At 41.1% G+C, this 22,065-nt stretch carries 38 protein-coding genes; all 38 read left to right on the top strand.

What is annotated here, in order from left to right; genetic code table 11:
• The first annotated feature begins 25 nt into the window (after positions 1-25).
• The 38 genes from rplC (at position 26) to RCP16_RS22490 (ending at position 21,841) form a co-directional block, all read left to right on the top strand.
• A complete protein-coding gene (gene rplC / locus RCP16_RS22305; RefSeq protein ID WP_069328353.1) occupies positions 26-649 on the top strand; it encodes a 50S ribosomal protein L3 in 624 nt (207 codons plus the stop codon).
• A gap of 25 nt (positions 650-674) precedes the next feature.
• Complete coding sequence (gene rplD, locus RCP16_RS22310) at positions 675-1,298, top strand: 50S ribosomal protein L4 (RefSeq protein WP_069328354.1); 624 nt, start codon at positions 675-677, stop codon at positions 1,296-1,298.
• Positions 1,298-1,591 carry a 50S ribosomal protein L23 gene (gene rplW / locus RCP16_RS22315; protein ID WP_069328355.1) on the top strand — a complete coding sequence of 98 codons (294 nt, stop codon included), beginning with the start codon at positions 1,298-1,300 and terminating at the stop codon, positions 1,589-1,591. The genes rplD and rplW overlap by 1 nt, the downstream gene beginning before the upstream one ends.
• 13 nt (positions 1,592-1,604) lie before the next feature.
• Positions 1,605-2,435 (top strand): 50S ribosomal protein L2, encoded by an 831-nt coding sequence (rplB, locus tag RCP16_RS22320; protein ID WP_069328356.1) that lies wholly within the window; start codon positions 1,605-1,607, stop codon positions 2,433-2,435.
• Between the two features lie 62 nt (positions 2,436-2,497).
• Complete coding sequence (gene rpsS / locus RCP16_RS22325) at positions 2,498-2,776, top strand: 30S ribosomal protein S19 (protein WP_069328357.1); 279 nt, start codon at positions 2,498-2,500, stop codon at positions 2,774-2,776.
• A gap of 36 nt (positions 2,777-2,812) precedes the next feature.
• Entirely contained in the window at positions 2,813-3,160 is a 348-nt protein-coding gene (rplV, locus tag RCP16_RS22330) for a 50S ribosomal protein L22 (RefSeq protein WP_069328358.1), read from the top strand.
• A 20-nt stretch (positions 3,161-3,180) separates the two neighbouring features.
• Positions 3,181-3,846, top strand: coding sequence for a 30S ribosomal protein S3 (gene rpsC, locus RCP16_RS22335; protein WP_069328359.1), 666 nt, complete (start codon positions 3,181-3,183; stop codon positions 3,844-3,846).
• Between the two features lie 2 nt (positions 3,847-3,848).
• Positions 3,849-4,283 (top strand): 50S ribosomal protein L16, encoded by a 435-nt coding sequence (gene rplP, locus RCP16_RS22340; RefSeq protein WP_069328360.1) that lies wholly within the window; start codon positions 3,849-3,851, stop codon positions 4,281-4,283.
• The gene (gene rpmC, locus RCP16_RS22345; protein ID WP_017815370.1) at positions 4,273-4,473 is read left to right on the top strand and encodes a 50S ribosomal protein L29; all 201 of its coding nucleotides are present in this window, start codon (positions 4,273-4,275) and stop codon (positions 4,471-4,473) included. Before rplP ends, rpmC begins: the two co-directional genes overlap by 11 nt.
• Before the next feature lie 48 nt (positions 4,474-4,521).
• Complete coding sequence (gene rpsQ, locus RCP16_RS22350) at positions 4,522-4,785, top strand: 30S ribosomal protein S17 (protein WP_017815371.1); 264 nt, start codon at positions 4,522-4,524, stop codon at positions 4,783-4,785.
• A gap of 37 nt (positions 4,786-4,822) precedes the next feature.
• Positions 4,823-5,191 carry a 50S ribosomal protein L14 gene (rplN, locus tag RCP16_RS22355; RefSeq protein ID WP_069328361.1) on the top strand — a complete coding sequence of 123 codons (369 nt, stop codon included), beginning with the start codon at positions 4,823-4,825 and terminating at the stop codon, positions 5,189-5,191.
• A gap of 57 nt (positions 5,192-5,248) precedes the next feature.
• Entirely contained in the window at positions 5,249-5,605 is a 357-nt protein-coding gene (gene rplX / locus RCP16_RS22360) for a 50S ribosomal protein L24 (RefSeq protein ID WP_069328362.1), read from the top strand.
• Positions 5,606-5,638: 33 nt separating this feature from the next.
• Entirely contained in the window at positions 5,639-6,181 is a 543-nt protein-coding gene (rplE, locus tag RCP16_RS22365; RefSeq protein WP_069328363.1) for a 50S ribosomal protein L5, read from the top strand.
• 68 nt (positions 6,182-6,249) lie between these two features.
• Positions 6,250-6,435: a type Z 30S ribosomal protein S14 gene (locus tag RCP16_RS22370; RefSeq protein WP_037291562.1), complete on the top strand. Its 186-nt coding sequence runs from the start codon at positions 6,250-6,252 to the stop codon at positions 6,433-6,435.
• 32 nt (positions 6,436-6,467) lie between these two features.
• Complete coding sequence (gene rpsH / locus RCP16_RS22375; RefSeq protein WP_069328364.1) at positions 6,468-6,866, top strand: 30S ribosomal protein S8; 399 nt, start codon at positions 6,468-6,470, stop codon at positions 6,864-6,866.
• A 31-nt stretch (positions 6,867-6,897) separates the two neighbouring features.
• The gene (gene rplF, locus RCP16_RS22380) at positions 6,898-7,440 is read left to right on the top strand and encodes a 50S ribosomal protein L6 (protein WP_069328365.1); all 543 of its coding nucleotides are present in this window, start codon (positions 6,898-6,900) and stop codon (positions 7,438-7,440) included.
• An 81-nt stretch (positions 7,441-7,521) separates the two neighbouring features.
• A complete protein-coding gene (rplR, locus tag RCP16_RS22385) occupies positions 7,522-7,887 on the top strand; it encodes a 50S ribosomal protein L18 (protein ID WP_069328366.1) in 366 nt (121 codons plus the stop codon).
• A gap of 26 nt (positions 7,888-7,913) precedes the next feature.
• A complete protein-coding gene (rpsE, locus tag RCP16_RS22390) occupies positions 7,914-8,411 on the top strand; it encodes a 30S ribosomal protein S5 (protein WP_069328367.1) in 498 nt (165 codons plus the stop codon).
• Between the two features lie 12 nt (positions 8,412-8,423).
• Complete coding sequence (rpmD, locus tag RCP16_RS22395) at positions 8,424-8,609, top strand: 50S ribosomal protein L30 (protein WP_069328368.1); 186 nt, start codon at positions 8,424-8,426, stop codon at positions 8,607-8,609.
• A gap of 45 nt (positions 8,610-8,654) precedes the next feature.
• The gene (rplO, locus tag RCP16_RS22400; protein ID WP_069328369.1) at positions 8,655-9,095 is read left to right on the top strand and encodes a 50S ribosomal protein L15; all 441 of its coding nucleotides are present in this window, start codon (positions 8,655-8,657) and stop codon (positions 9,093-9,095) included.
• A complete protein-coding gene (secY, locus tag RCP16_RS22405) occupies positions 9,095-10,393 on the top strand; it encodes a preprotein translocase subunit SecY (protein ID WP_069328370.1) in 1,299 nt (432 codons plus the stop codon). The genes rplO and secY overlap by 1 nt, the downstream gene beginning before the upstream one ends.
• 94 nt (positions 10,394-10,487) lie before the next feature.
• Positions 10,488-11,135 carry an adenylate kinase gene (locus tag RCP16_RS22410; RefSeq protein ID WP_069328371.1) on the top strand — a complete coding sequence of 216 codons (648 nt, stop codon included), beginning with the start codon at positions 10,488-10,490 and terminating at the stop codon, positions 11,133-11,135.
• Positions 11,136-11,140: 5 nt separating this feature from the next.
• A complete protein-coding gene (gene map / locus RCP16_RS22415; RefSeq protein ID WP_137225640.1) occupies positions 11,141-11,890 on the top strand; it encodes a type I methionyl aminopeptidase in 750 nt (249 codons plus the stop codon).
• A gap of 29 nt (positions 11,891-11,919) precedes the next feature.
• Positions 11,920-12,216, top strand: coding sequence for a KOW domain-containing RNA-binding protein (locus RCP16_RS22420; protein WP_069328384.1), 297 nt, complete (start codon positions 11,920-11,922; stop codon positions 12,214-12,216).
• Between the two features lie 2 nt (positions 12,217-12,218).
• The gene (infA, locus tag RCP16_RS22425) at positions 12,219-12,434 is read left to right on the top strand and encodes a translation initiation factor IF-1 (RefSeq protein WP_017815385.1); all 216 of its coding nucleotides are present in this window, start codon (positions 12,219-12,221) and stop codon (positions 12,432-12,434) included.
• A gap of 113 nt (positions 12,435-12,547) precedes the next feature.
• A complete protein-coding gene (gene rpmJ / locus RCP16_RS22430; RefSeq protein WP_003333770.1) occupies positions 12,548-12,661 on the top strand; it encodes a 50S ribosomal protein L36 in 114 nt (37 codons plus the stop codon).
• A 23-nt stretch (positions 12,662-12,684) separates the two neighbouring features.
• Positions 12,685-13,050 (top strand): 30S ribosomal protein S13, encoded by a 366-nt coding sequence (rpsM, locus tag RCP16_RS22435; protein ID WP_069328373.1) that lies wholly within the window; start codon positions 12,685-12,687, stop codon positions 13,048-13,050.
• A 17-nt stretch (positions 13,051-13,067) separates the two neighbouring features.
• A complete protein-coding gene (gene rpsK, locus RCP16_RS22440) occupies positions 13,068-13,463 on the top strand; it encodes a 30S ribosomal protein S11 (RefSeq protein ID WP_017815387.1) in 396 nt (131 codons plus the stop codon).
• A gap of 139 nt (positions 13,464-13,602) precedes the next feature.
• Complete coding sequence (locus RCP16_RS22445; protein WP_069328374.1) at positions 13,603-14,547, top strand: DNA-directed RNA polymerase subunit alpha; 945 nt, start codon at positions 13,603-13,605, stop codon at positions 14,545-14,547.
• Positions 14,548-14,582: 35 nt separating this feature from the next.
• On the top strand, positions 14,583-14,948 hold the full coding sequence (gene rplQ / locus RCP16_RS22450) for a 50S ribosomal protein L17 (protein WP_069328375.1): 366 nt from the start codon (positions 14,583-14,585) through the stop codon (positions 14,946-14,948).
• A 144-nt stretch (positions 14,949-15,092) separates the two neighbouring features.
• On the top strand, positions 15,093-15,872 hold the full coding sequence (gene truA, locus RCP16_RS22455; protein ID WP_308641377.1) for a tRNA pseudouridine(38-40) synthase TruA: 780 nt from the start codon (positions 15,093-15,095) through the stop codon (positions 15,870-15,872).
• Positions 15,873-16,140: 268 nt separating this feature from the next.
• Positions 16,141-16,578 (top strand): 50S ribosomal protein L13, encoded by a 438-nt coding sequence (gene rplM, locus RCP16_RS22460; protein ID WP_069328377.1) that lies wholly within the window; start codon positions 16,141-16,143, stop codon positions 16,576-16,578.
• Positions 16,579-16,597: 19 nt separating this feature from the next.
• Complete coding sequence (gene rpsI, locus RCP16_RS22465) at positions 16,598-16,990, top strand: 30S ribosomal protein S9 (RefSeq protein WP_069328378.1); 393 nt, start codon at positions 16,598-16,600, stop codon at positions 16,988-16,990.
• 359 nt (positions 16,991-17,349) lie between these two features.
• Positions 17,350-18,042, top strand: coding sequence for a phosphoadenylyl-sulfate reductase (locus RCP16_RS22470; RefSeq protein WP_069328379.1), 693 nt, complete (start codon positions 17,350-17,352; stop codon positions 18,040-18,042).
• Positions 18,043-18,173: 131 nt separating this feature from the next.
• Positions 18,174-19,343, top strand: coding sequence for a sulfate adenylyltransferase (gene sat / locus RCP16_RS22475; RefSeq protein WP_308641378.1), 1,170 nt, complete (start codon positions 18,174-18,176; stop codon positions 19,341-19,343).
• Between the two features lie 241 nt (positions 19,344-19,584).
• Complete coding sequence (salA, locus tag RCP16_RS22480) at positions 19,585-20,694, top strand: iron-sulfur carrier protein/transcriptional regulator SalA (protein ID WP_069328381.1); 1,110 nt, start codon at positions 19,585-19,587, stop codon at positions 20,692-20,694.
• Between the two features lie 121 nt (positions 20,695-20,815).
• Positions 20,816-21,442 carry a stage II sporulation protein M gene (locus RCP16_RS22485; protein WP_273592456.1) on the top strand — a complete coding sequence of 209 codons (627 nt, stop codon included), beginning with the start codon at positions 20,816-20,818 and terminating at the stop codon, positions 21,440-21,442.
• Between the two features lie 168 nt (positions 21,443-21,610).
• Positions 21,611-21,841, top strand: a complete 231-nt coding sequence (locus tag RCP16_RS22490) for a hypothetical protein (protein ID WP_069328383.1) — start codon at positions 21,611-21,613, stop codon at positions 21,839-21,841.
• Positions 21,842-22,065: the final 224 nt, after the last annotated feature.

Raw genomic sequence — 22,065 nt, forward strand, 5'->3', positions numbered from 1 at the left:
ACGTAAAATGAAAAGAGGTGTCAACATGAAAGGTATCTTAGGAAGAAAATTGGGTATGACTCAAGTCTTTACTGCGGAAGGTAACGTAATTCCTGTAACGGTTATCGAAGCTGGACCATGTGTGGTTCTGCAGAAGAAAGACCTGGAAAATGACGGATACGAAGCGGTACAAATCGGTTTTGCTGATAAAAAAGCAAGCAGATCTAACAAACCGGAAGCAGGACACGCTACTAAAGCGAATACTGTGCCTAAGCGCTACGTTCGCGAAATTCGCGGTGTTGACCTCGCAAATGTCGAGGTTGGCCAGGAACTCAAAGCAGACTTGTTTGCTCAAGGTGAGTTCGTTGACGTAACGGGTATTTCAAAAGGTAAAGGTTTTGCCGGCGTTATCAAACGTTGGGGCCAAAGCCGCGGACCAATGTCTCACGGTTCCCGTTATCATCGCAGACCAGGTTCAATGGGTTCTATCCAAGCGAACCGTGTACCGAAAGGTAAACGTCTGCCAGGTCACATGGGTCATGATACAGTAACGATCCAACGCCTCGAAGTTATCAGAGTAGATGCTGAACGTAACGTAATTCTCGTTAAAGGCTCTATCCCTGGTGCTAAAAATAGTTATGTAAAAGTAAGAGAAACGGTTAAAAAATAACCAATCAAGAAAGGAGGAACAGGAAATGCCAAAAGTAGCACTTTACAGTATCGACGGTAGCCAAGTTGGCGAAGTTGAATTGAGTGATTCCGTATTCGGTATCGAACCTAACACTCATGTGCTTCATGATGCAGTCATTATGCAACGTGCTTCCCTTCGTCAAGGTAATCACAAAGTAAAAGGACGCTCTGAAGTTCGTGGTGGTGGACGTAAACCATGGAAACAAAAAGGAACAGGACGTGCGCGTCAAGGTTCTATTCGTTCTCCACAATGGAAAGGCGGCGGCGTAGCATTTGGACCGACTCCACGCAGCTATGCTTACAAACTGCCTAAGAAAGTTCGTCGTTTAGCGATCAAATCTGCTTTGTCTTCTAAAGTAGTAGCTAACGAAATCATCGTTTTGGATGCACTAAGCTTTAGCGCACCGAAAACAAAAGAGTTCGCAGCAATTTTAAACAACCTTAAAGTAGATCGCAAAGTATTAATCGTAACTCCTAGTTATGATGATAATGTTGCACTATCTGCTCGTAACATCCCAGGTGTTAAATTCGTTGCAGCTGACGGCGTTAATGTTCTAGACGTACTTACGTACGATAAGCTGATCCTTACTAAGGATGCAGTTCACAAGGTAGAGGAGGTGTTCGCGTAATGAAAGATCCTCGTGATATTATTAAGCGTCCGGTAATTACTGAGCGCACTGCCGAGTACATGAGTGAACTGAAATATGCTTTCGAAGTAGACATTCGTTCTAATAAAACGGAAGTTAAAAAGGCAATTGAAGAAATTTTCAAAGTGAAAGTGTCTAAAGTAAACACTCTTCGCATGCCTGCTAAACCGAAACGTTATGGACGTCATTCCGGCTACACTTCCGAATGGAAGAAAGCTATCGTAACTTTGGCTCCAGAAAGTAAACCGCTTGAGTTTTTTGAATCTGTAGAGTAAGGAGGAATAAACAGTGCCAATTAAAAAGTACAAACCGACATCCCCGGCTCGTCGTAACATGAGTGTTTCTACATTCGAAGAGATTACAACGAACCAACCGGAGAAATCGTTGTTGGCTCCGCTTTTCAAAAGAGCAGGCCGCAACAACCAAGGTAAAATTACAGTTCGTCACCACGGCGGCGGACACAAACGTAAATACCGTATTATTGACTTCAAACGTACTAAAGATGGAATACCAGGTAACGTTGCTACAATCGAGTACGATCCTAACCGTACTTCTAACATTGCTCTGATCCACTATGCTGATGGAGAGAAACGTTATATCATCGCTCCTAAAGGATTAAAAGTTGGAGATCAAATTTTCTCTGGCGTAGGATCTGACATCAAAATCGGTAACTGCCTTCCATTGGAAAACATTCCAGTTGGTACAGTTATTCACAATATCGAATTGAAACCAGGTAAAGGTGGTCAGCTCGTTCGCGCAGCTGGTACGGAAGCTCAATTACTTGGTAAAGAAGAAAAATATGTCTCCATTCGCCTTTCTTCTGGTGAAGTACGTCGCGTACTTAAAGTATGTCGTGCTACAATCGGATCAGTTGGTAATGAAGATCATGAATTGATTAAAATCGGTAAAGCCGGTCGTAATCGCTGGTTGGGCAAACGTCCACAAGTTCGAGGCGTAGTAATGAACCCTAATGATCACCCACACGGTGGTGGTGAAGGTAAAGCTCCAATCGGACGTAAATCTCCAATGTCTCCATGGGGTAAACCTACTCTTGGTTACAAAACTCGTAAAAAAGGTAAGGCTTCCGATCAATACATCATTCGCCGCCGCACGAAGTAAGATTTGTGCTTGAATGCTTGTAAAGTGTGAAGTGACGAAAAGATGAAGGGAGGATTCAACCTATGAGCCGTAGTCTTAAAAAAGGTCCTTTCGTGGACGGGTACTTGCTTAAAAAAGTAGAAGTATTGAACGAAGACGATAAAAAAGTCGTAATCAAAACTTGGTCCCGTCGCTCGACGATTTTCCCACAATTTATCGGACATACATTCGCTGTTTATGATGGTCGCAAACATGTACCGGTATATGTAACGGAAGATATGGTCGGACACAAGCTTGGTGAGTTCGCACCAACTCGTACGTACAAAGGTCATGCTAATGACGACAGAAAAACAAGACGTTAATATATAAGGATTTAAAGTAAGAGAGGAGGTCACGCAATGCAAGCGAAAGCACACGCAAAGTTTGTACGCATCGCTCCGCGTAAAGTTCAATTAGTAGTTGACTTGATCCGCGGTAAGCAAGTTGGAGAAGCGATCGCGATTCTGCGTCATACGCCGAAATCCGCATCCCCAATTGTTGAGAAGCTTCTTAACTCCGCAATTGCCAACGCTGAGTTCATTAGCTCAGAAAAAGAGTTGACTTTTGATGTTAACAACTTGGTAATTTCTCAGGTTTATGTTAACCAAGGACCAACACTAAAACGTTTCCGCCCTCGTGCAATGGGACGTGCAAGTAAAATCAACAAACGCACCAGCCATATTTCTTTGGTGGTAGCTGAAAAATAAGATAGAAGGAGGGAAAACGTGTGGGCCAAAAAGTAAATCCCGTCGGATTACGTGTAGGTATTATCCGTGATTGGGAATCTAAATGGTATGCTGGTAAAGACTTTGGCGATCTTCTTATCGAAGACGTTAAAATCCGTGAATACCTTAAAACCAAACTTAAAGAGTCTGCTGTCTCTCATATCGAAATCGAGAGAGCGGCTAATCGTGTTAACGTAACGATCCATACAGCTAAACCTGGTATGGTTATCGGACGCGGTGGTTCAGAAGTTGAAGTTCTTCGTACACAAGTAACTAAAATTGCTGGTGGCAAAAAAGTTCATATCAACATTTCTGAAATCAAAAATCAAGAGCTTGATGCAATTCTAGTTGCAGAAAGTATTGCACAACAATTGGAACGTCGTGTTTCTTTCCGTCGTGCATTGAAACAAGCAATTCAAAGAACTATGCGTTCAGGCGCTAAAGGAATTAAAACAGCAGTTAGCGGACGTCTTGGCGGTGCTGAAATTGCCCGTTCTGAAGGCTACAGCGAAGGAACTGTTCCACTTCATACGCTTCGTGCCGATATTGACTATGGTACAGCAGAAGCGCATACTACTTATGGTCGTATTGGCGTAAAAGTATGGATTTATCGTGGAGAGGTTCTTCCTACGGCTAAGAAACAAGCTGCTCAGGAAGGAGGCAACTAATCATGTTGGTACCAAAACGTGTAAAACACCGTAAACAACAACGCGGAAGCATGTCAGGTCGCGCTAAAGGCGGTACTGAATTGAACTTCGGAGAATTCGGTTTGCAAGCTACTGAGCCTTCTTGGATCACTAACCGTCAAATCGAAGCTGCTCGTATTGCTATGACTCGTTATATCAAACGTGGTGGTAAAGTATGGATTAAAATTTTCCCGGATAAGCCAATTACTCAAAAGCCTCTTGAGGTTCGTATGGGTAGTGGTAAAGGTAACGTAGAAAAATGGGTTGCCGTTGTTAAACCAGGTAAAATTATGTTTGAACTTGCAGGTGTTTCTGAAGAGATCGCACGTGAAGCTATGCGTCTTGCTTCTCACAAGTTGCCTGTAAAAACTAAGTTTGTGAAACGTGAAGAATTGGGTGGTGAAGCAAATGAAAGCTAATGAATTGCGCAACCTTACCACTGCTGAAATCGAGCAAAAGATTGCTGGTTTTAAAGAGGAACTCTTTAACCTGCGCTTTCAACTTGCTACCGGTCAATTGGATAACCCTACTCGTATCAGCGCTGTGCGTAAACAAATTGCACGTGCTAAAACAGTAGTTCGTGAAAGAGAACTTGGAATCACATCGTAATCCAATATTTGAGAGCTTAAATGCTATCAGCTAGGAAGGAGATTAACTATGAGCGAACGCAATGCCCGTAAAGTACAAGTAGGCAAAGTGGTCAGTGATAAAATGGATAAAACCATCGTTGTTGCTGTAGAAACTTATAAAAAGCATGACTTGTATCACAAACGTATTAAATATACGAAAAAATTCAAGGCTCATGATGAAAATAACACTGCTAAAATTGGTGATGTTGTTAAAATCATGGAGACACGTCCATTATCTAAAGATAAAAACTGGAGATTAGTGGAAGTAGTAGAAGAAGCAATCATCATTTGATGAATGATGCAAACCTGTCTGGAAGGAGGAACTAACAATGATTCAACCATTTACACGTTTGGCTGTAGCCGATAACTCTGGCGCAAAAGAACTTATGTGTATCCGCGTACTAGGTGGTACTGGACGTCGTACAGCTGCAATCGGCGATTTGATCGTTTGTTCTGTAAAACAAGCAACACCAGGCGGCGTTGTCAAAAAGGGTGATGTTGTAAGAGCGGTAATCGTTCGTACAAAGAGTTCCGTTCGTCGTAAAGACGGATCTTACATCGCATTTGATGAGAATGCAGCAGTAGTCGTTAAAGATGACAGAGGCCCTCGTGGTACTCGTATCTTTGGACCAGTTGCTCGTGAATTGCGTGATAAAGACTTCATGAAAATCGTTTCTTTGGCTCCGGAAGTTATCTAAACGATTTGTAAGATATAAAGGCTATGGCCTGAAGTGAGTTATAGGAGGTGTACACAAATGGCGAAAGTGAAAAAAGTGTTGGAATCTCACAACCACAAACTTCACGTGAAAAAAGATGATACGGTTCTTGTAATCAGCGGTAAAGACAAAGGTAAAAAAGGTCGCGTTATCGCAGCGTATCCTCGTGAAAACCGCGTGTTGGTTGAAGGCGTGAATATGATCACCAAACACCAAAAACCAACTCAACTGAATCCGCAAGGAGGACGTGTTGAGCAAGAAGCGCCGATCCACGTTTCGAACGTAATGCACGTTGATCCTAAGGACGGAAAAAAAGTAACCCGTATCGGTTACAAAACATTGGATAACGGCAAAAAAGTTCGCGTAGCTAAACGCTCCGGTGAAACAATCGACTAATACTAATTGTTACGGAAAGGAGGATCTTCCAACATGGCAACAAGAATGAAAGAGCTTTACTTGAATGAAATTTCCCCAGCTTTGGTACAAAAATTCAACTATACAACGGTTATGCAAGTACCGAAAGTTGAAAAAGTTGTTATCAACATGGGTGTAGGTGAAGCAGTATCGAACTCCAAAGTATTGGATTCTGCTGTTAGTGATCTTCAATTGATCTCTGGTCAAAAACCAGTTATCACACGTGCTAAAAAATCTATCGCTGGATTTAAGCTTCGTGAAAACATGCCTATCGGTGTTAAAGTAACACTTCGTGGCGATCGTATGTATTATTTCTTGGATAAATTGTTCAACATTACACTTCCACGTGTACGTGACTTCCGTGGTGTATCTTCTAAAGCGTTCGACGGACGCGGTAACTATACACTAGGTTTGAAAGAACAATTGATCTTCCCTGAAATCGAGTATGATAAAGTAGACAAAGTTCGCGGTATGGATATCGTTATTGTAACGACAGCTAAAACTGACGAAGAGTCTCGTGAATTGCTTACCCAATTGGGAATGCCTTTCGTAAAATAATTATTGAAACGTACAGGGTTCGAATATAAACCCTAGTTCTCCGAAAATATTAGGAGGTGTCAGGCTAAGTGGCTAAAACTTCAATGAAAGTTAAACAACAACGCACACCGAAGTTCAAAGTACGTGCATACACACGTTGCGAACGTTGTGGTCGTCCACACTCGGTATTGCAAAAGTTCAAAATTTGCAGAATTTGCTTCCGTGAATTGGCTCATAAAGGCCAGATCCCTGGTGTGAAAAAAGCAAGCTGGTAAACATTTGATTAAGGGGAAGGAGGTTTACACACATGACTATGTCAGATCCAATTGCTGATATGCTTACTCGTATTCGTAACGCGAACGTTGTGCGTCACGAAACAGTTGAAGTTCCTGCTTCTACAATGAAGAAGCAAATCGCTGATATCCTAAAACGCGAAGGTTTCATTCGTGATGCTGAAGTTGTTGAGGATAACAAACAAGGAATTATCCGTATTTTCTTGAAATACGGTCAAAATAACGAACGTGTAATTACTGGTTTGAAACGTATCAGTAAACCAGGACTTCGTGTTTACACGAAAAGCAATGAAATCCCTCGCGTACTAGGTGGACTGGGAATCGCTATCATCTCTACTTCTAAAGGGGTAGTAACTGATAAAGAAGCTCGTCAATCGAAAAGCGGCGGCGAAGTCGTTTGCTACGTTTGGTAATTAACGTCATATAATAAGGAGGTGCAACTCTATGTCTCGTATTGGCCGCAAACCAATCGAAGTACCAAGTGGTGTTGAAATTAACTTGGATAATACTCAAATTACGGTAAAAGGACCGAAAGGTACGCTTTCCCGTGAGATTCATAAAGATATGAAAGTAAACATCGAAGAGAACGTGATCACAATCGAACGTCCTTCTGATAATAAGACTCATCGTTCCCTGCACGGCACTACTCGTAGTGTAGTAAGTAATATGGTGAGTGGAGTAACTACAGGTTTCTCCAAATCCCTAGAGCTAGTTGGAGTTGGATACCGCGCAAGCAAATCTGGCGACAAAATTGTTCTAAACGTGGGTTACTCTCATCCAGTGGAAATTTCTCCTGAACCAGGCATCGAGTTCGATGTTCCTACAAATACGAAAATCATCGTTAATGGAATCGATAAAGAGCGCGTAGGAGCTTACGCTGCTAAAATCCGTTCCGTACGTGAACCAGAACCATATAAAGGTAAAGGTATCAAGTATGAAGGCGAGCGTATTCTTCGTAAAGAAGGTAAAGCTGGTAAGAAAAAATAAGATAAAGGAATACGTTCCTTTACCTTATGCATGTTGAAGTGAGCCTGTGAAGGCAACGTGAAAGGAGTGAAATGTACAGTCATGATTACAAAAGCAGATAAAAATAAAGCGCGTCTGAAAAGACACCTACGTGTTCGTAAGAACATCACTGGTACTTCTCAACGTCCACGTTTGAACATATTCCGTTCTGCTAAACATATCTACGCTCAATTGATCGATGACGTAGCGGGTGTAACTTTAGTTTCCGCTTCGACTCTTGATAAAGAACTTGCAGATATTAAAAACGGCGGTAGCGTAGAAGCTGCTACTAAAGTTGGCGAATTGGTTGCAAAACGTGCATCTGAAAAAGGGCACACAGCTGTTGTATTTGATCGCGGAGGCTACTTGTATCACGGACGGATTCAAGCCTTGGCAGATGCAGCTCGTGAAGCTGGTCTTCAATTCTAAAACATTGTAAAAAGGAGGTTAACGACTTGCGTATTGATCCAAACACTTTAGAGCTGACTGAAAGAGTTGTAAACATTAATCGTGTAGCTAAAGTAGTTAAGGGTGGACGTCGTTTCAGCTTTAGCGCACTTGTAGTAGTGGGCGATGGTAATGGCTGGGTAGGCGCTGGTATCGGTAAAGCCGGTGAAGTACCTGACGCTATCCGTAAAGGCATCGAAGATGCTAAGAAAAACTTGATTCATGTTCCTATCGTTGGAACAACAATTCCTCACCTTGTTACAGGTAAATTCGGAGCAGGACGTGTATTGTTGAAACCAGCATCCGAAGGTACTGGAGTTATTGCTGGTGGACCGGTTCGTGCTGTATTAGAACTTGCTGGTGTAGGCAATATCTTGACTAAATCTCTGGGTTCTTCGAATTCCATGAACATGGTTAACGCAACGTTGGAAGGCTTGTCTCGTTTGAAACGTGCTGAAGACGTGGCTAAACTGCGTGGAAAATCTATCGAAGAGTTGCTCGGTTAAGGAGGGAACCTCATGGCTAAATTGGAAATTACCCTCGTCCGTAGCGTGATCGGTCGTTCAGAGAAACAACGTACTACTGTTAAAACACTAGGACTACGTAAAATGAATCACTCAGTAGTTCAAAACGATAATGCTGCTATGCGCGGTATGATCAAACAAGTACAACATTTAGTATCTGTAAAAGAAATCGAAGGTTAATTGATTAAAAATTAACCTATTATTAATAAGGAGGTGCAACGAACGATGAAATTGCATGAGCTTTCACCAAGCCCAGGTTCACGCAAGGAACGCAAACGTGTAGGTCGCGGTCCAAGTAGTGGTACTGGTAAAACATCGGGTCGTGGTCACAAAGGACAAAACTCTCGTTCAGGCGGGGGCGTTCGTCCAGGATTTGAAGGCGGACAAAACCCATTGTATCGTCGTTTGCCTAAACGCGGATTTGTTAACCCTACTCGTAAAGAATATGCACTCGTAAACATCGAAGATTTAAACAGCTTTGCTGCTGATACAGAAGTAACTCCTACGTTCTTGATGGAACAGGGAATCGTTAAAAATGCAAGAAGCGGAATTAAAATTCTTGGTAATGGCGACATCACTGTGAAATTGACTGTAAAAGCGAATAAGTTCTCTCAATCTGCGGTAGAGAAAATCGAGGCTGCCGGCGGTAAAACCGAGGTGATCTAATGTTCAAGACCCTAAAGAATATATGGCGGGTTGAGGATCTTAGAAATCGGATTATCTTTACCTTGCTGGTGCTCATTGTCTACCGTATCGGTGCGTTTGTACCGGTTCCGGGTGTAGACAAAAGTGTATTCCAGTCTGCTAACGCTCAAGGTAAAGAATTGTTCGGTCTTCTAAATACTTTCTCAGGGGGAGCTTTGGGGCATTTCTCCATTTTTGCCCTTGGGATCATGCCGTATATCACTGCATCCATTATAGTTCAACTATTATCTATGGATGTCATTCCGAAATTTGCGGAATGGGCCAAACAAGGGGAACACGGTAAAAAGAAACTGGCACAGATTACCCGGTATGGTACTGTTATTCTGGGTCTTATCCAAGCCTTTGGTACATCGATCGGTTTCAACCGTTTATACAATGCAGAAATGATTCCTAACGCTACGGCGGTAGATTACATCATTATTGCTATTGTGTTAACGGCAGGTACATCATTCTTGATGTGGCTTGGGGAACAAATCACTGAAAAAGGAATCGGTAACGGTATTTCGATCATCATCTTCGCTGGTATTGTTGCAGCTATGCCGCAGCATATCCGTGATATGGTTCAATCGGATTTCCTTCAACAAGGTCAGACATTCTTTAATGTTGCGAAGTTAGCCATCGTTGTTATCGTCGTGATTTTCATCGTTGTCGGAGTTATATTTATCCAACAGGGTATCCGTAAAATTCCAGTACAATATGCAAAACGCGTTGTAGGTAACAAAATGTATGGTGGACAGAACACACATATTCCGTTGAAAGTTAACTCAGCGGGTGTTATCCCTGTTATCTTTGCCGTTTCATTGCTACAATTTCCGATTATTATAGCAAGCTTCTGGTCTACTCATATCTGGGCAAAATGGATTACTGCAAACTTGTGGTATGACAAACCGCTTGGTATGGTACTGTATGTTATAATGATCATAGGTTTTACTTTCTTCTATACATTTGTGCAAATGAATCCTACGCAAATGGCAGATAATATGAAAAAGAATGGTGGATATATCCCGGGTGTTCGTCCAGGTAAGCCAACGGCTACTTATTTGACTCGTGTTATGACTCGTTTGACCATGACAGGATCATTATTCCTTGCGGTCATCTCGGTATTACCAGTATTCTTAGGAGCTATTTCAGGTTTGCCACAATCTGTGCAAATCGGCGGTACATCGCTTCTTATCGTAATCGGGGTTGCACTTGATACGATGAAAACGATCGAAAGCCAGCTCATTAAACGCCATTACAAAGGTTTTATCAATAAATAGACGGCAGGTTCCGGCTGGGACAAGTCATGCTTGTTCACACCGGCGCCTTTCCGTGCTGTTCTTGCAGCATTAGTCTTAGGGGGAGTGACATTACGTGAACATCATATTCATGGGGCCTCCGGGAGCAGGAAAAGGAACACAAGCAGCAGTGATTGTGAAAGAGCTAGGTATTCCTCATATTTCTACAGGCGATGCATTTCGTCTAGCGATCAAACAGGAAACTCCAATTGGAGTAAAAGCCAAAGAGTTCATCGATCAAGGTTTACTTGTACCGGATGACGTAACGAACGGAATCGTGGAAGAGCGTCTTGCTCAGCCCGATTGTAAAAAAGGTTTCTTGCTTGACGGTTTTCCAAGAACTTTAGCTCAAGCTGAAGCGTTGGATAAAATGCTGGCAGCAATGGAGCGTAAGCTGGACCACGTGATCAATTTAAAAGTAGACCTTAACAAATTGCTTGTTCGGATTACCGGACGACGTATTTGCAAAACTTGTGGAGCTACTTACCATATTGAATTCAATCCGCCGAAGCAAGAAGGCGTATGCGATATTGATGGTGGTGAACTTTATCAACGTGCTGATGATAACGAAGAAAGCGTAGGAACGCGTCTGAATGAGTATCATACGAAAACAGAAGCGCCACTTATTGCTTACTACGGTGATCAAAAGCTATTGAGAGAGATTGATGGCGATCAAAGTATTGATGCGGTATCTAAGGATATTGTTTCATTGCTTAGAGGTTAAGCAGAATGATCATTTGCAAATCCGAAACAGAACTAGGATTTATGCGGGAAGCAGGGCGAATTGTAGCTGAGACGCATCGTCTAATCAAGCAAGCGATCGAGCCAGGTATTACGACCGAACATCTTGATCAGATTGCAGACCGTTATATTCGCAGTCAAAATGCCTTACCGTCATTCAAAGGATACAATGGTTTTCCTGCCAGCATTTGTGCTTCGGTTAATGAGCAATTAGTTCATGGATTCCCGAATAAACGCAAATTGCAAGAAGGCGACATCGTTACACTTGATATTGGTGCTGAATACCGAGGTTATCATGGAGATTCTGCATGGACTTATCCGGTAGGACAGATTTCTGATGATGCAAAAAAACTTTTGGAAGTAACTGAAGGTTCTTTGTATGCAGGACTTGAACTGGTCAAGCCAGATGTACGCTTGTTTACAATATCGCATGCGATACAGCGTTTTATTGAAGATGCCGGTATGTCTGTCGTACGTGAATACGTAGGACATGGTATCGGAGCGAAGCTGCACGAAGCCCCTCAAATTCCAAACTATGGAGTTGCGGATCGCGGACCGAGGCTGAAGCCGGGAATGGTTCTGGCAATCGAGCCGATGGTAAATGCCGGCAAGCAACATGTCAAAACGCTTGAAGACAAATGGACAGTAGTTACTGTTGATGGCTCATTATGTGCCCATTTTGAACATACAGTTGCGGTTACACCAGACGGTATGGAAATTTTCACAAAACTAAACTAAATGCGTAGGTGATTCTTGTGAAAACAACAATGAACCCGCAGGTCGGTCAAATTGTGAAAGTGTTAAAAGGTCAGGGAGCTTCTCAACCTGCTGTTATCATTGCAGTACCGGATGAAAAGTTTGTTTATATCGCCGACGGGAACAAACGAAAGTTTGACCAGCCGAAGAAGAAGAATCTGCTTCATCTGGAGCTAATGCCGGTGATTAGCAGCGAAGTAGTAAACAGTTTGCAAGAAAGCGGTCGGGTCACGAACGGGAAATTGCGCTATGCAGTTACCAAGTTCTTGGAATCTGCCGAAAACAATGTTGAACAGAAAGGAGACTGACTGTGGCCAAGGAAGATGTTATTGAGGTAGAAGGCGTGGTTCTTGAACCCTTGCCAAATGCAACGTTCAAAGTTGAATTAGAGAATGGTCATCAGATTCTCGCTCACGTTTCTGGAAAGCTACGGATGCACTTTATCCGTATTTTGACTGGAGATAAAGTAGTTGTACAATTGTCACCTTATGATTTGACAAAAGGTCGTATAACTTACCGCAAATAGACACTTTAACACTAATCTATGTTATAATAGATGTTTATGAAATCATTGCTTGTCAGCAGATACAATGATTACAAGTAAGTTTTACGGACGTAAAACTTGAGGAGGTAATTAACATGAAGGTAAGACCTTCTGTAAAACCCATCTGCGAAAAATGCAAAGTCATTCGCCGCAAAGGGAATGTAATGGTAATTTGTGAGAATCCTAAACACAAACAAAAACAGGGATAATTATCTAGGGGGTGTAGCGTAAAATGGCACGTATAGCTGGCGTGGATTTACCACGTGATAAACGCGTTGAGATCGCCTTGACATATATTTTCGGAATCGGTAAAACGACTTCCCAGAAAATTCTGAGTGATACTGGTATTGACCTGAACACTCGTGTCCGCGATCTTACAGAAGATGAAGTTGGAAAATTGCGTGAAGTAATTGGTAGTACTAAAGTTGAAGGTGATCTTCGTCGTGAGATCTCTCTAAACATTAAGCGTCTAATCGAAATCGGATGTTACCGTGGTGTTCGTCACCGTCGTGGATTGCCGGTTCGTGGACAACGTACTAAAACTAATGCTCGTACACGTAAAGGTCCTCGTCGTACTGTAGCGAACAAGAAGAAGTAAGGGGGGTATAACACACAATGGCTAAAGCTAAAAAAGTCGTACGTACAAAACGTCGTGACCGTAAAAATATTGAATCTGGCGTGGCGCACATCCGTTCCACGTTTAATAATACGATCGTTACAATTACGGACCCTCATGGTAACGCGATTTCCTGGGCGAGCTCAGGCGGTCTAGGTTTCAGAGGATCTCGTAAGTCTACTCCATTCGCAGCGCAATTAGCAGCTGAAACAGCAGCTAAAGCAGCAATGGAACACGGTATGAAAGCCGTTGAGGTTATGGTTAAAGGTCCAGGAGCTGGACGCGAAGCAGCAATTCGTTCTTTGCAAGCAGCTGGTCTTGAAGTTAACCTAATCAAAGATGTAACGCCAATCCCGCATAACGGATGCCGTCCACCAAAACGTCGCCGCGTATAATTGAAGCATGTCTCTTCATTTTGTAGTATAATTCCCGGCAAAGGTAAAGATCCGTTTACTGGGTATACTACTGCATGTCTATTTGTAAGTATTCAGCGACAGTTTCACAGGAGCGACGTTTTGAAGGAGGGATATTGCAGTGATAGAAATCGAAAAGCCGAAAATTGAGACCGTAGATGTAAATGATGAAGGTAACTATGGTAAATTCATCATTGAACCGCTCGAACGTGGTTATGGCACAACACTTGGCAACTCACTTCGTAGAATTTTGTTATCTTCTCTTCCGGGAGCAGCAGTAACATCTGTTCAAATCGATGGTGTATTGCATGAGTTCTCAACGGTTCAAGGTGTGATGGAAGACGTTACAGAAATCATTCTGAACCTCAAGGCCCTTTCGCTTAAGATCCACTCTGATGAAGAAAAAGTGTTGGAGATTGATGCGGAAGGAGAAGGGGCGATCACTGCAGGAGATATCCGTGCAGACAGTGATGTTGAAATCCTGAATCCGGATCTTCATATCGCCACTTTAGCTCCAGGTTCTAGACTTCACATGCGTATTTTTGCAAATCGTGGTCGTGGCTATGTTGCTGCAGATAAGAATAAACGTGATGATCAACCAATTGGTGTCATTCCTGTAGATTCTATCTATACTCCGATTTCCCGCGTTAACTATGGCGTGGAAAATACTCGTGTAGGTCAAGTAACGAACTATGACAAGCTAACTATTGAAATCTGGACGGATGGTAGCATTCGCCCTGAAGAAGCAGTTAGTCTGGGCGCTAAAATTTTGACTGAGCATTTGATGTTATTTGTTGGTCTAACTGACGAAGCAAAGGATGCTGAAATCATGGTCGAAAAAGAGGAAGATAAAAAAGAGAAAGTGCTCGAGATGACTATCGAAGAGCTTGATCTCTCTGTACGTTCTTACAACTGCTTGAAACGTGCTGGTATTAATACCGTACAAGAGCTAACTACGAAATCCGAAGACGATATGATGAAAGTCCGCAACTTGGGCCGCAAATCGCTTGAGGAAGTTCAAGAGAAGCTTGAAGAATTAGGATTAGGACTTCGTCAAGAAGACTAATCATTTAATAGTGTAATGAAGGAGGGAAAAACAACATGGCATACCAAAAATTGGGTCGTAACTCCAGCGCTCGTAAAGCTTTGTTTCGTGACCTGGTAACTGACCTGTTCTTGTATGAGCGTATTCAAACGACTGAAGCTAAAGCGAAAGAAGTTCGTTCTATCGCTGAAAAACTGATCACCCTTTCTAAACGTGGAGATCTTCATGCTCGTCGTCAAGTAGCTGCTTATGTTCGTCGCGAGTCTCTCGATGGTGGACAAGATGCTATCCAAAAATTGTTTTCTGATTTAGCAACTCGCTATGCAGAGCGTCCAGGTGGATACACTCGTATTCTTAAATTAGGACCTCGTCGCGGCGATGCTGCACCTATGGTTTATCTTGAATTGGTAGACCGCGCGTAACATGCAGATGAGGAAAGGGTGGACAGGGTCAACAGATTCTGACAAAACCCTTTTTTTCTCTGTTTGGAACATGCAGTGTTTGAGGATAATGAGGGAGGGAGCTCCATTAGGGGCTCCCTTGCTTTGTATAAAAGGTGAGGATATATGAGGAATCTTTGTATGACTGTCAATTATGATGGAACTAGATATAACGGATTTCAGACCCAACCGGACGGAAATACGATTCAGGATCATTTAGAAAAAGCAATTGCCTCGATCATTAGAGAAAAACCAAAGATTCATGGCTCAGGTCGTACAGATGCAGGTGTACATGCGATTGGACAAGTCTTTCATTTCTTGACTGAATCAACTGTCCCAGCAGAACGTTGGCCACTTGCTTTAAATGGTCGCTTGCCCAAAGATATTATTGTTACAAATGCGCGCGAGGTTCATTTGGACTTCCACTCACGGCGCTCAGCCAAACGAAAAACATATCGATACACGATTAACGCTAATCAATATCCAGATGTTTTTCTAAGGCATATGCAATTACATCATCCAGGCAAACTGAATATTGAAGCAATGCGTGAAGCTCTTTCCCACTTTATAGGTACTCATGACTTCACAACCTTTGCTTCAAAACATTCTGAAAAGCAAAGTCATATCCGTACAATCTACGAAGCACGATTGGAAGTAGATTATTCTATGACCCGTCCTGATACAAGAGACCAAGGTATTCTACACTTTTATATAACGGGCAGTGGATTTTTACAGCATATGGTACGTATTATTATGGGGACACTGGTACAAGTGGGAGAAGGTAAACACGCACCAGATGCTATTTCTAATATGATTGCTGCGGAGGATCGTAGTGAGGCAGGACCAACTGCAGTCAGCAAAGCGTTGACGATGTGGGGGGTTCACTATGAGGAGTTTAATACATAGTAAAATTTCAAAGCAAATGCCTACGAAATTTTTTCTAGAAAAACTTCAAATAGTTCTTGCTTAACGTGTTTTTATGCTGTAAAATAAAGTTTGTGTTTTCTTAAGGCTATCCCACAGCCCCATTAAGAATAACACCACCTAAAATTTTTAATCCATCACTTAATAACTATGTAACACTGTGTACTAACAACACTAACTCAAGAACGAAGATATATGAGAATATACCGTAATGATATATTTTCAAAAGCACACTAAGGAGGAACTTTTCATGCGTACGACGTACATTGCCAAGCCAAGTGAAGTAGAACGCAATTGGCACATTATCGATGCTGAAGGCAAAACGCTTGGTCGTTTGGCTAGTGAAGCAGCAGCACTTATTCGCGGCAAACACAAACCACAATTTACCCCTCATGTAGACGGTGGAGATTTCGTTATCGTAATCAATGCTGACAAAATCCACTTGACTGGTAAAAAATTGCAAGACAAAAAATACTACCGTCACTCAATGCATCCAGGTGGTCTTAAAGTTACCACTGCTGATGAAATGCTTAAAAACAAACCAGAACGTGTAATCGAATTTGCAGTTCATGGTATGCTTCCAAAAACTCGTATGGGTAACCAAATGAAGTTAAGATTGAAAGCATATGCTGGCGTAGAACACCCACATGCAGCACAAAAACCGGAAGTTTACGAACTTCGCGGCTAATTAAAAGGAGGACAGTTTCATGGCACAAGTACAATACTATGGGACAGGTCGTCGTAAACATTCGGTAGCACGTGTTCGCCTTGTACCGGGTGAAGGACGCATTGTCATCAATAAACGCGACATCAATGAATATTTCGGTTTAGATACACTTAAACTGATCGTTAAACAACCACTTAACTTGACAGAAACAATCGGAAGCTACGATGTAATCGTATTGGCTCACGGTGGTGGTATTTCTGGTCAAGCAGGAGCAATCCGTCACGGTATCTCCCGTGCATTGCTTAAAGCTGATCCTGAACTTCGTGGATCTTTGAAAAAAGCTGGATTCCTGACTCGTGACCCTCGTATGAAAGAGCGTAAAAAATACGGTCTTAAAGCAGCACGTCGCGCACCTCAGTTCTCCAAACGTTAATATTCCTTGTATATCAAGGTTTACAAAGACCTCTTACCAGAAATGGTTGGAGGTTTTTTTGTGTTTAAAAGAAACGTGACCACATTTTGACCACCATTTTATATGTGTATAACCCTGTGTACAATCATAAATATTAATAGCAATTAAAATTAAATATAGAATCAGCTGTACAAGATTGTGAATAACTTGTGATTAACTCCAAAAATACTATTGAATCCTCAACCATTAAGTACTATAATATACATAATTCTTAGTTGTTTAGTCGGCTTTAATTTGAATCCTTTTAAAAGTGTAGTCATTTACTGAAGGTACTTAAAACCAAAATGGTAAAATGAATTCCAAAGATGGGGGAACTAAATATGAATCTGTTGGAAAAAGAAGAGTTAGCTCGAGTAAAAGCGGAAGAGTTAGAACATGCTACAGCTGAACAAGTCATCCGTTGGGCTGTGGATAATTTTGAAAGTCTTACTTTTGCTTGTAGTTTTGGAGCAGAAGATGTAGTCATTGTGGATATGTTACAGAATATCAGCCCGTCCACTGATATTTTCTATTTAGATACTGATTTCCATTTTAAAGAAACCTATGAGACTCGTGATCGTATGATTGAGCGTTATGGTATGGAATTTGTTAAAGTAGCTCCAAAGCTGACTCCTGAAGAACAAGCTGCTGCTCATGGAGAATCGCTATGGACTGTCGATCCTAATGCTTGCTGCAATATTCGCAAAGTAGAACCTTTAACTCGGATATTATCTCAATATGATTCATGGATTACGGGTATTCGGCGTGACCAAGCACCCACTCGTGCAAATGCTAAAAAGATCGAATATGATTCCAAATTTGGTTTGATGAAGTTTAACCCTATTGCAGATTGGACTTCTGAAGAGGTATGGCAGTATATTCGAGATAACGATATTATTTATAATCCTCTGCATGATCAACATTACCCTAGTATTGGTTGTGAACAATGCACACGTCAGGTTATGCCAGGCGAAGATCCTCGTGCTGGACGTTGGGCCAATTCGGATAAAACAGAATGTGGATTACACAAATAATTCAACATTATGACTAACATAGATAATCTCAGCCGATCAAGTGATTTTTAGCATTTGGTCGGCTTCATGTATACTTAGACAGATAGATTTTATAGCATACACATTTATGATGAGACAGGAGCGATTACAGAATGACAACAATTTTGCCACATGGGGGTCAATTGGTTCAGCGTATTGTAAAAGAGGAAGAGCGCGATCAGTTATTGGCTCAAGCTCAACAGTGGAAACAAATTCCTATCAATACATGGACTATCTCCGATCTTGATCTTATAGGTGTAGGAGCCTTTTCGCCACTTGAAGGATTTATGGAAGAAGCAGATTATCATTCTGTTCTCGAAAATATGAGATTATCAAATGGAACAGTATGGAGTATTCCAATTACACTTGCTTTAGATGAATCTATTACTTCCACTCTTCAAATAGGTGAGCAAGTAGCATTAGTAGGAGAGCAGGATGGAGTGATCTACGGTACATTAGAGGTACGTAGCATCTATACAGTAGATCAACAACAAGAAGCGGTGAAAATCTTTAAAACAGATGATCCTGAACATCCAGGGATACAAAAATTATTCAGTCGTTCTTCGATCTATGTAGGAGGACCTATTCAAGTATTAAAACGTCCTCAACCTGAAAAGTTCGGTGAGTTTTATTTTGATCCTGAACAAACCAGAAAGATTTTTGCAGATAAAGGATGGAAAACAGTCGTCGGTTTCCAAACTCGTAACCCTGTGCATCGTGCTCATGAATATATTCAAAAGAGTGCAATGGAGATTGTAGATGCATTATTTTTGAATCCATTGGTAGGTGAAACAAAGTCAGATGATGTACCTGCGAATGTACGGATGCGTAGTTATTTAGTTCTTTTAGAAAATTACTATCCAAAAGATCGTGCCTTTTTAGGAGTATTTCCAGCAGCAATGCGTTATGCAGGACCAAGAGAAGCCATATTCCATGCAATGGTTCGCAAAAATTATGGATGTACACACTTTATTGTTGGTCGCGACCACGCGGGTGTAGGTGACTACTATGGAACGTATGAAGCTCAAGAGATTTTCACTAACTTTACGGCAGAGGAATTAGGAATTACTCCACTATTCTTTGAACATAGCTTTTTCTGTACCAAATGCGGTAACATGGCATCGAGCAAAACTTGCCCGCATCCTAAAGAAAACCATTTAACTCTTTCCGGCACAAAAGTGAGAGCATTACTAAGAGATGGTCAATGCCCTCCACCGGAATTTACCCGTCCAGAAGTAGCAGAAGTATTAATTGAAGGTATGGCAGAACATAACAAACTCTAAATTAGTCACTATGTATTCCAAGCCGTTTTACTTTAGTCATGCGATCATGATTTGAAGTAAAACGGTTTTTTTGTATGAGAAACGAAGCTGATCGATGTAGAAACATTTTATTTATACTTTTATGGTGTACGATTCGCGAATCAATAATATAAAATGGTATAATATAACGTATTGTTGCATTAGCGCATGGTTGTCTTTATAACGATATATTCAATCTAACCACATAAGGAGTGCACCTCATATGTTATCAAGAGACTATGTTTTGGAATTATTAAGTACGGTTACAGATCCGCAGTACGAATTTCCTCTATTGGAAATGCAATTTATTCGCGATGTTATGATCAAAGATACCAGAATTTCATTAACTGTAGTGGGTATTGAATTAGGTCAAGAATATAAAGATGCTATAGAGCAATCGATTCGAGCTGCTCTTAAAATTGTTGAACCGATTGACCTACATATTCGTTTCAGAGCCCCTTCTGAGCTTGAAATGGCTACAGTACGTCAATTACTATCTCCAGACACAGAAGAAGCACTACCGCCTGAATCTGAGACGCACAAAGGTCATGCAGCAGGTCTAGAGGAGCTTCCTATCATTCATCAGAATTCCGGTGTACGTTTTATCGCTGTAGCTAGTGGTAAAGGTGGCGTCGGTAAATCTACTGTTACAGTAAATTTAGCAACTGCATTAGTCCGCCAGGGAAAAAGAGTAGGCATTATTGATGCTGATATTTACGGATTCAGTATTCCAGACATGATGGGAATAGAAGAAGGCCCTACTGTAGAAGAAGGACGTATTCAACCGGTAGAACGATTCGGCGTTCAAGTAATGTCGATGGGATTCTTTATTCGAGAAAATAATCCTGTAATCTGGCGTGGACCGATGCTGGGTAAAATGCTTCGTCAGTTTTTTGCTGATGTGGACTGGGCTCCATTGGATTATATGTTACTAGATCTACCTCCAGGAACAGGGGATGTAGCATTGGATGTACATCAGATTCTTCCACAAAGTAAAGAAATACTGGTAACTACTCCACATGCAACAGCAGCATTTGTAGCAGCACGTGCGGGAACGATGGCATTACAGACCGATCATGAGATTCTGGGTGTTGTCGAAAATATGTCTTACTACCAAGCAAGAGATGGACAGAAAGAGTATGTCTTCGGTAGAGGGGGCGGTGGACAGCTTGCAGAAACACTGCATACTGAACTACTAGCTCAAATTCCGTTAGGCGCACCAGACAATTTACCAACAGATCCTGACTTTTCACCTTCTGTATACAAAGAAGATAGTGAAATTGGTCAACTATATAATGAGTTAGCTCTAAAAGTAATTGAGAAACATGGCTAAACCTCAATACTAATAAATATAGGATTGATCTCAATAACCGATAGATAGAGAGGAAGGCGTATCATACCTTGCTCTCTATTTTTATCTATTTACCAAATTGTGTTTTGAAGGAGTAGAATATATGGCTTCATTGTTTTCATTGCGTACTTTTTGGCGTGATCTTAAATCTAACAAATCAATGTTATTGGTTTCTACCATTCTGTTTGCAGTAGGAATTGTAGCAGGAATCTTATTAGTAGAACCATTGGGTAACTATTTAAGAGAACAACTTCAGCAACTACAAGTAGTCAAAGAGCAGCTTAACCAAGGACAGCATGTAGAACTTAACTATTTTGTGTTTATCTTTCTAAACAATGCGATCAAAAGTGTTCTTATTATTTATTTAGGAATATTTATAGGCATCATTCCAGTAATCTTTTTAGTTATGAACGGAATGATTATTGGATTTTTACTACGTACCTATGATATGCAGGGACAGGATGTAGTGACTTTAATAGTTAAAGGATTATTACCACATGGAATCTTTGAGATTCCTGCTATTCTTATCGCCGCCGCTTATGGTCTGAAATTTGGTAAATTGGTATTGGATAGTCTAACCACATGGAGTCCAGCAGGAAGAGTACAACTCAGAGTAGCTTGGAAACAGTTTATGAGATCTACAATCACAGCTTCATTTTGGCTAGTCATTATTCTTTTTGTAGCAGCGATTATAGAGAGTACGGTAACATTCTGGTTAATGCAGGCTTAGTTATTTACAAAAAATCACATACAAACAGTTACAAGTATGCCTAATTAGGTTAATTCATCACTATCCAGAAGGCTGTTATTGTAGGTAATTGGATTGAGATTGATACATCTACAGATAGCAGCCTAATAGATATACTGTGAGGAGTTACAATCTAGGGAGGATATTCATATGCTTGGAATGTTATTAAACGATAAAGAATGTAAAGAGATGGCTTATGTATTACGTAAAGAATTAGATGAAATGTTATTCGATCTAAGTGATCAACGTCTAAATCAGGATATACGCAAATCAATTGATAAAAGATACAAAACGATTTTTCAAATGTATGCACGTTTTGCACCACAAAAGGAACTATCTAAATATGTACGAAACGGACGCTACAAAGAGACTAATAATTAAATTGTAAAAAACTATTGACGTAATCTATAAATATATGATAAATTAATTCTCGCACTGTTTTTAATGTTTAAAAGTGTTGAACGCAATGAAAGAGATTAACAAATTTCAACATTGCAGATCACTTGAAAAAAAGATTGAAAAAAGTGTTGACGAAATGAAATGAGCATGATATATTATAAGAGTTGCTGATGCGATAACGCGTCGGTGCACAAAAGCAAAATAAC

Origin of the sequence: Paenibacillus nuruki (genome assembly GCF_963311185.1) — a bacterium.
In the GTDB taxonomy this organism is placed as follows: domain Bacteria; phylum Bacillota; class Bacilli; order Paenibacillales; family Paenibacillaceae; genus Saccharibacillus; species Saccharibacillus nuruki.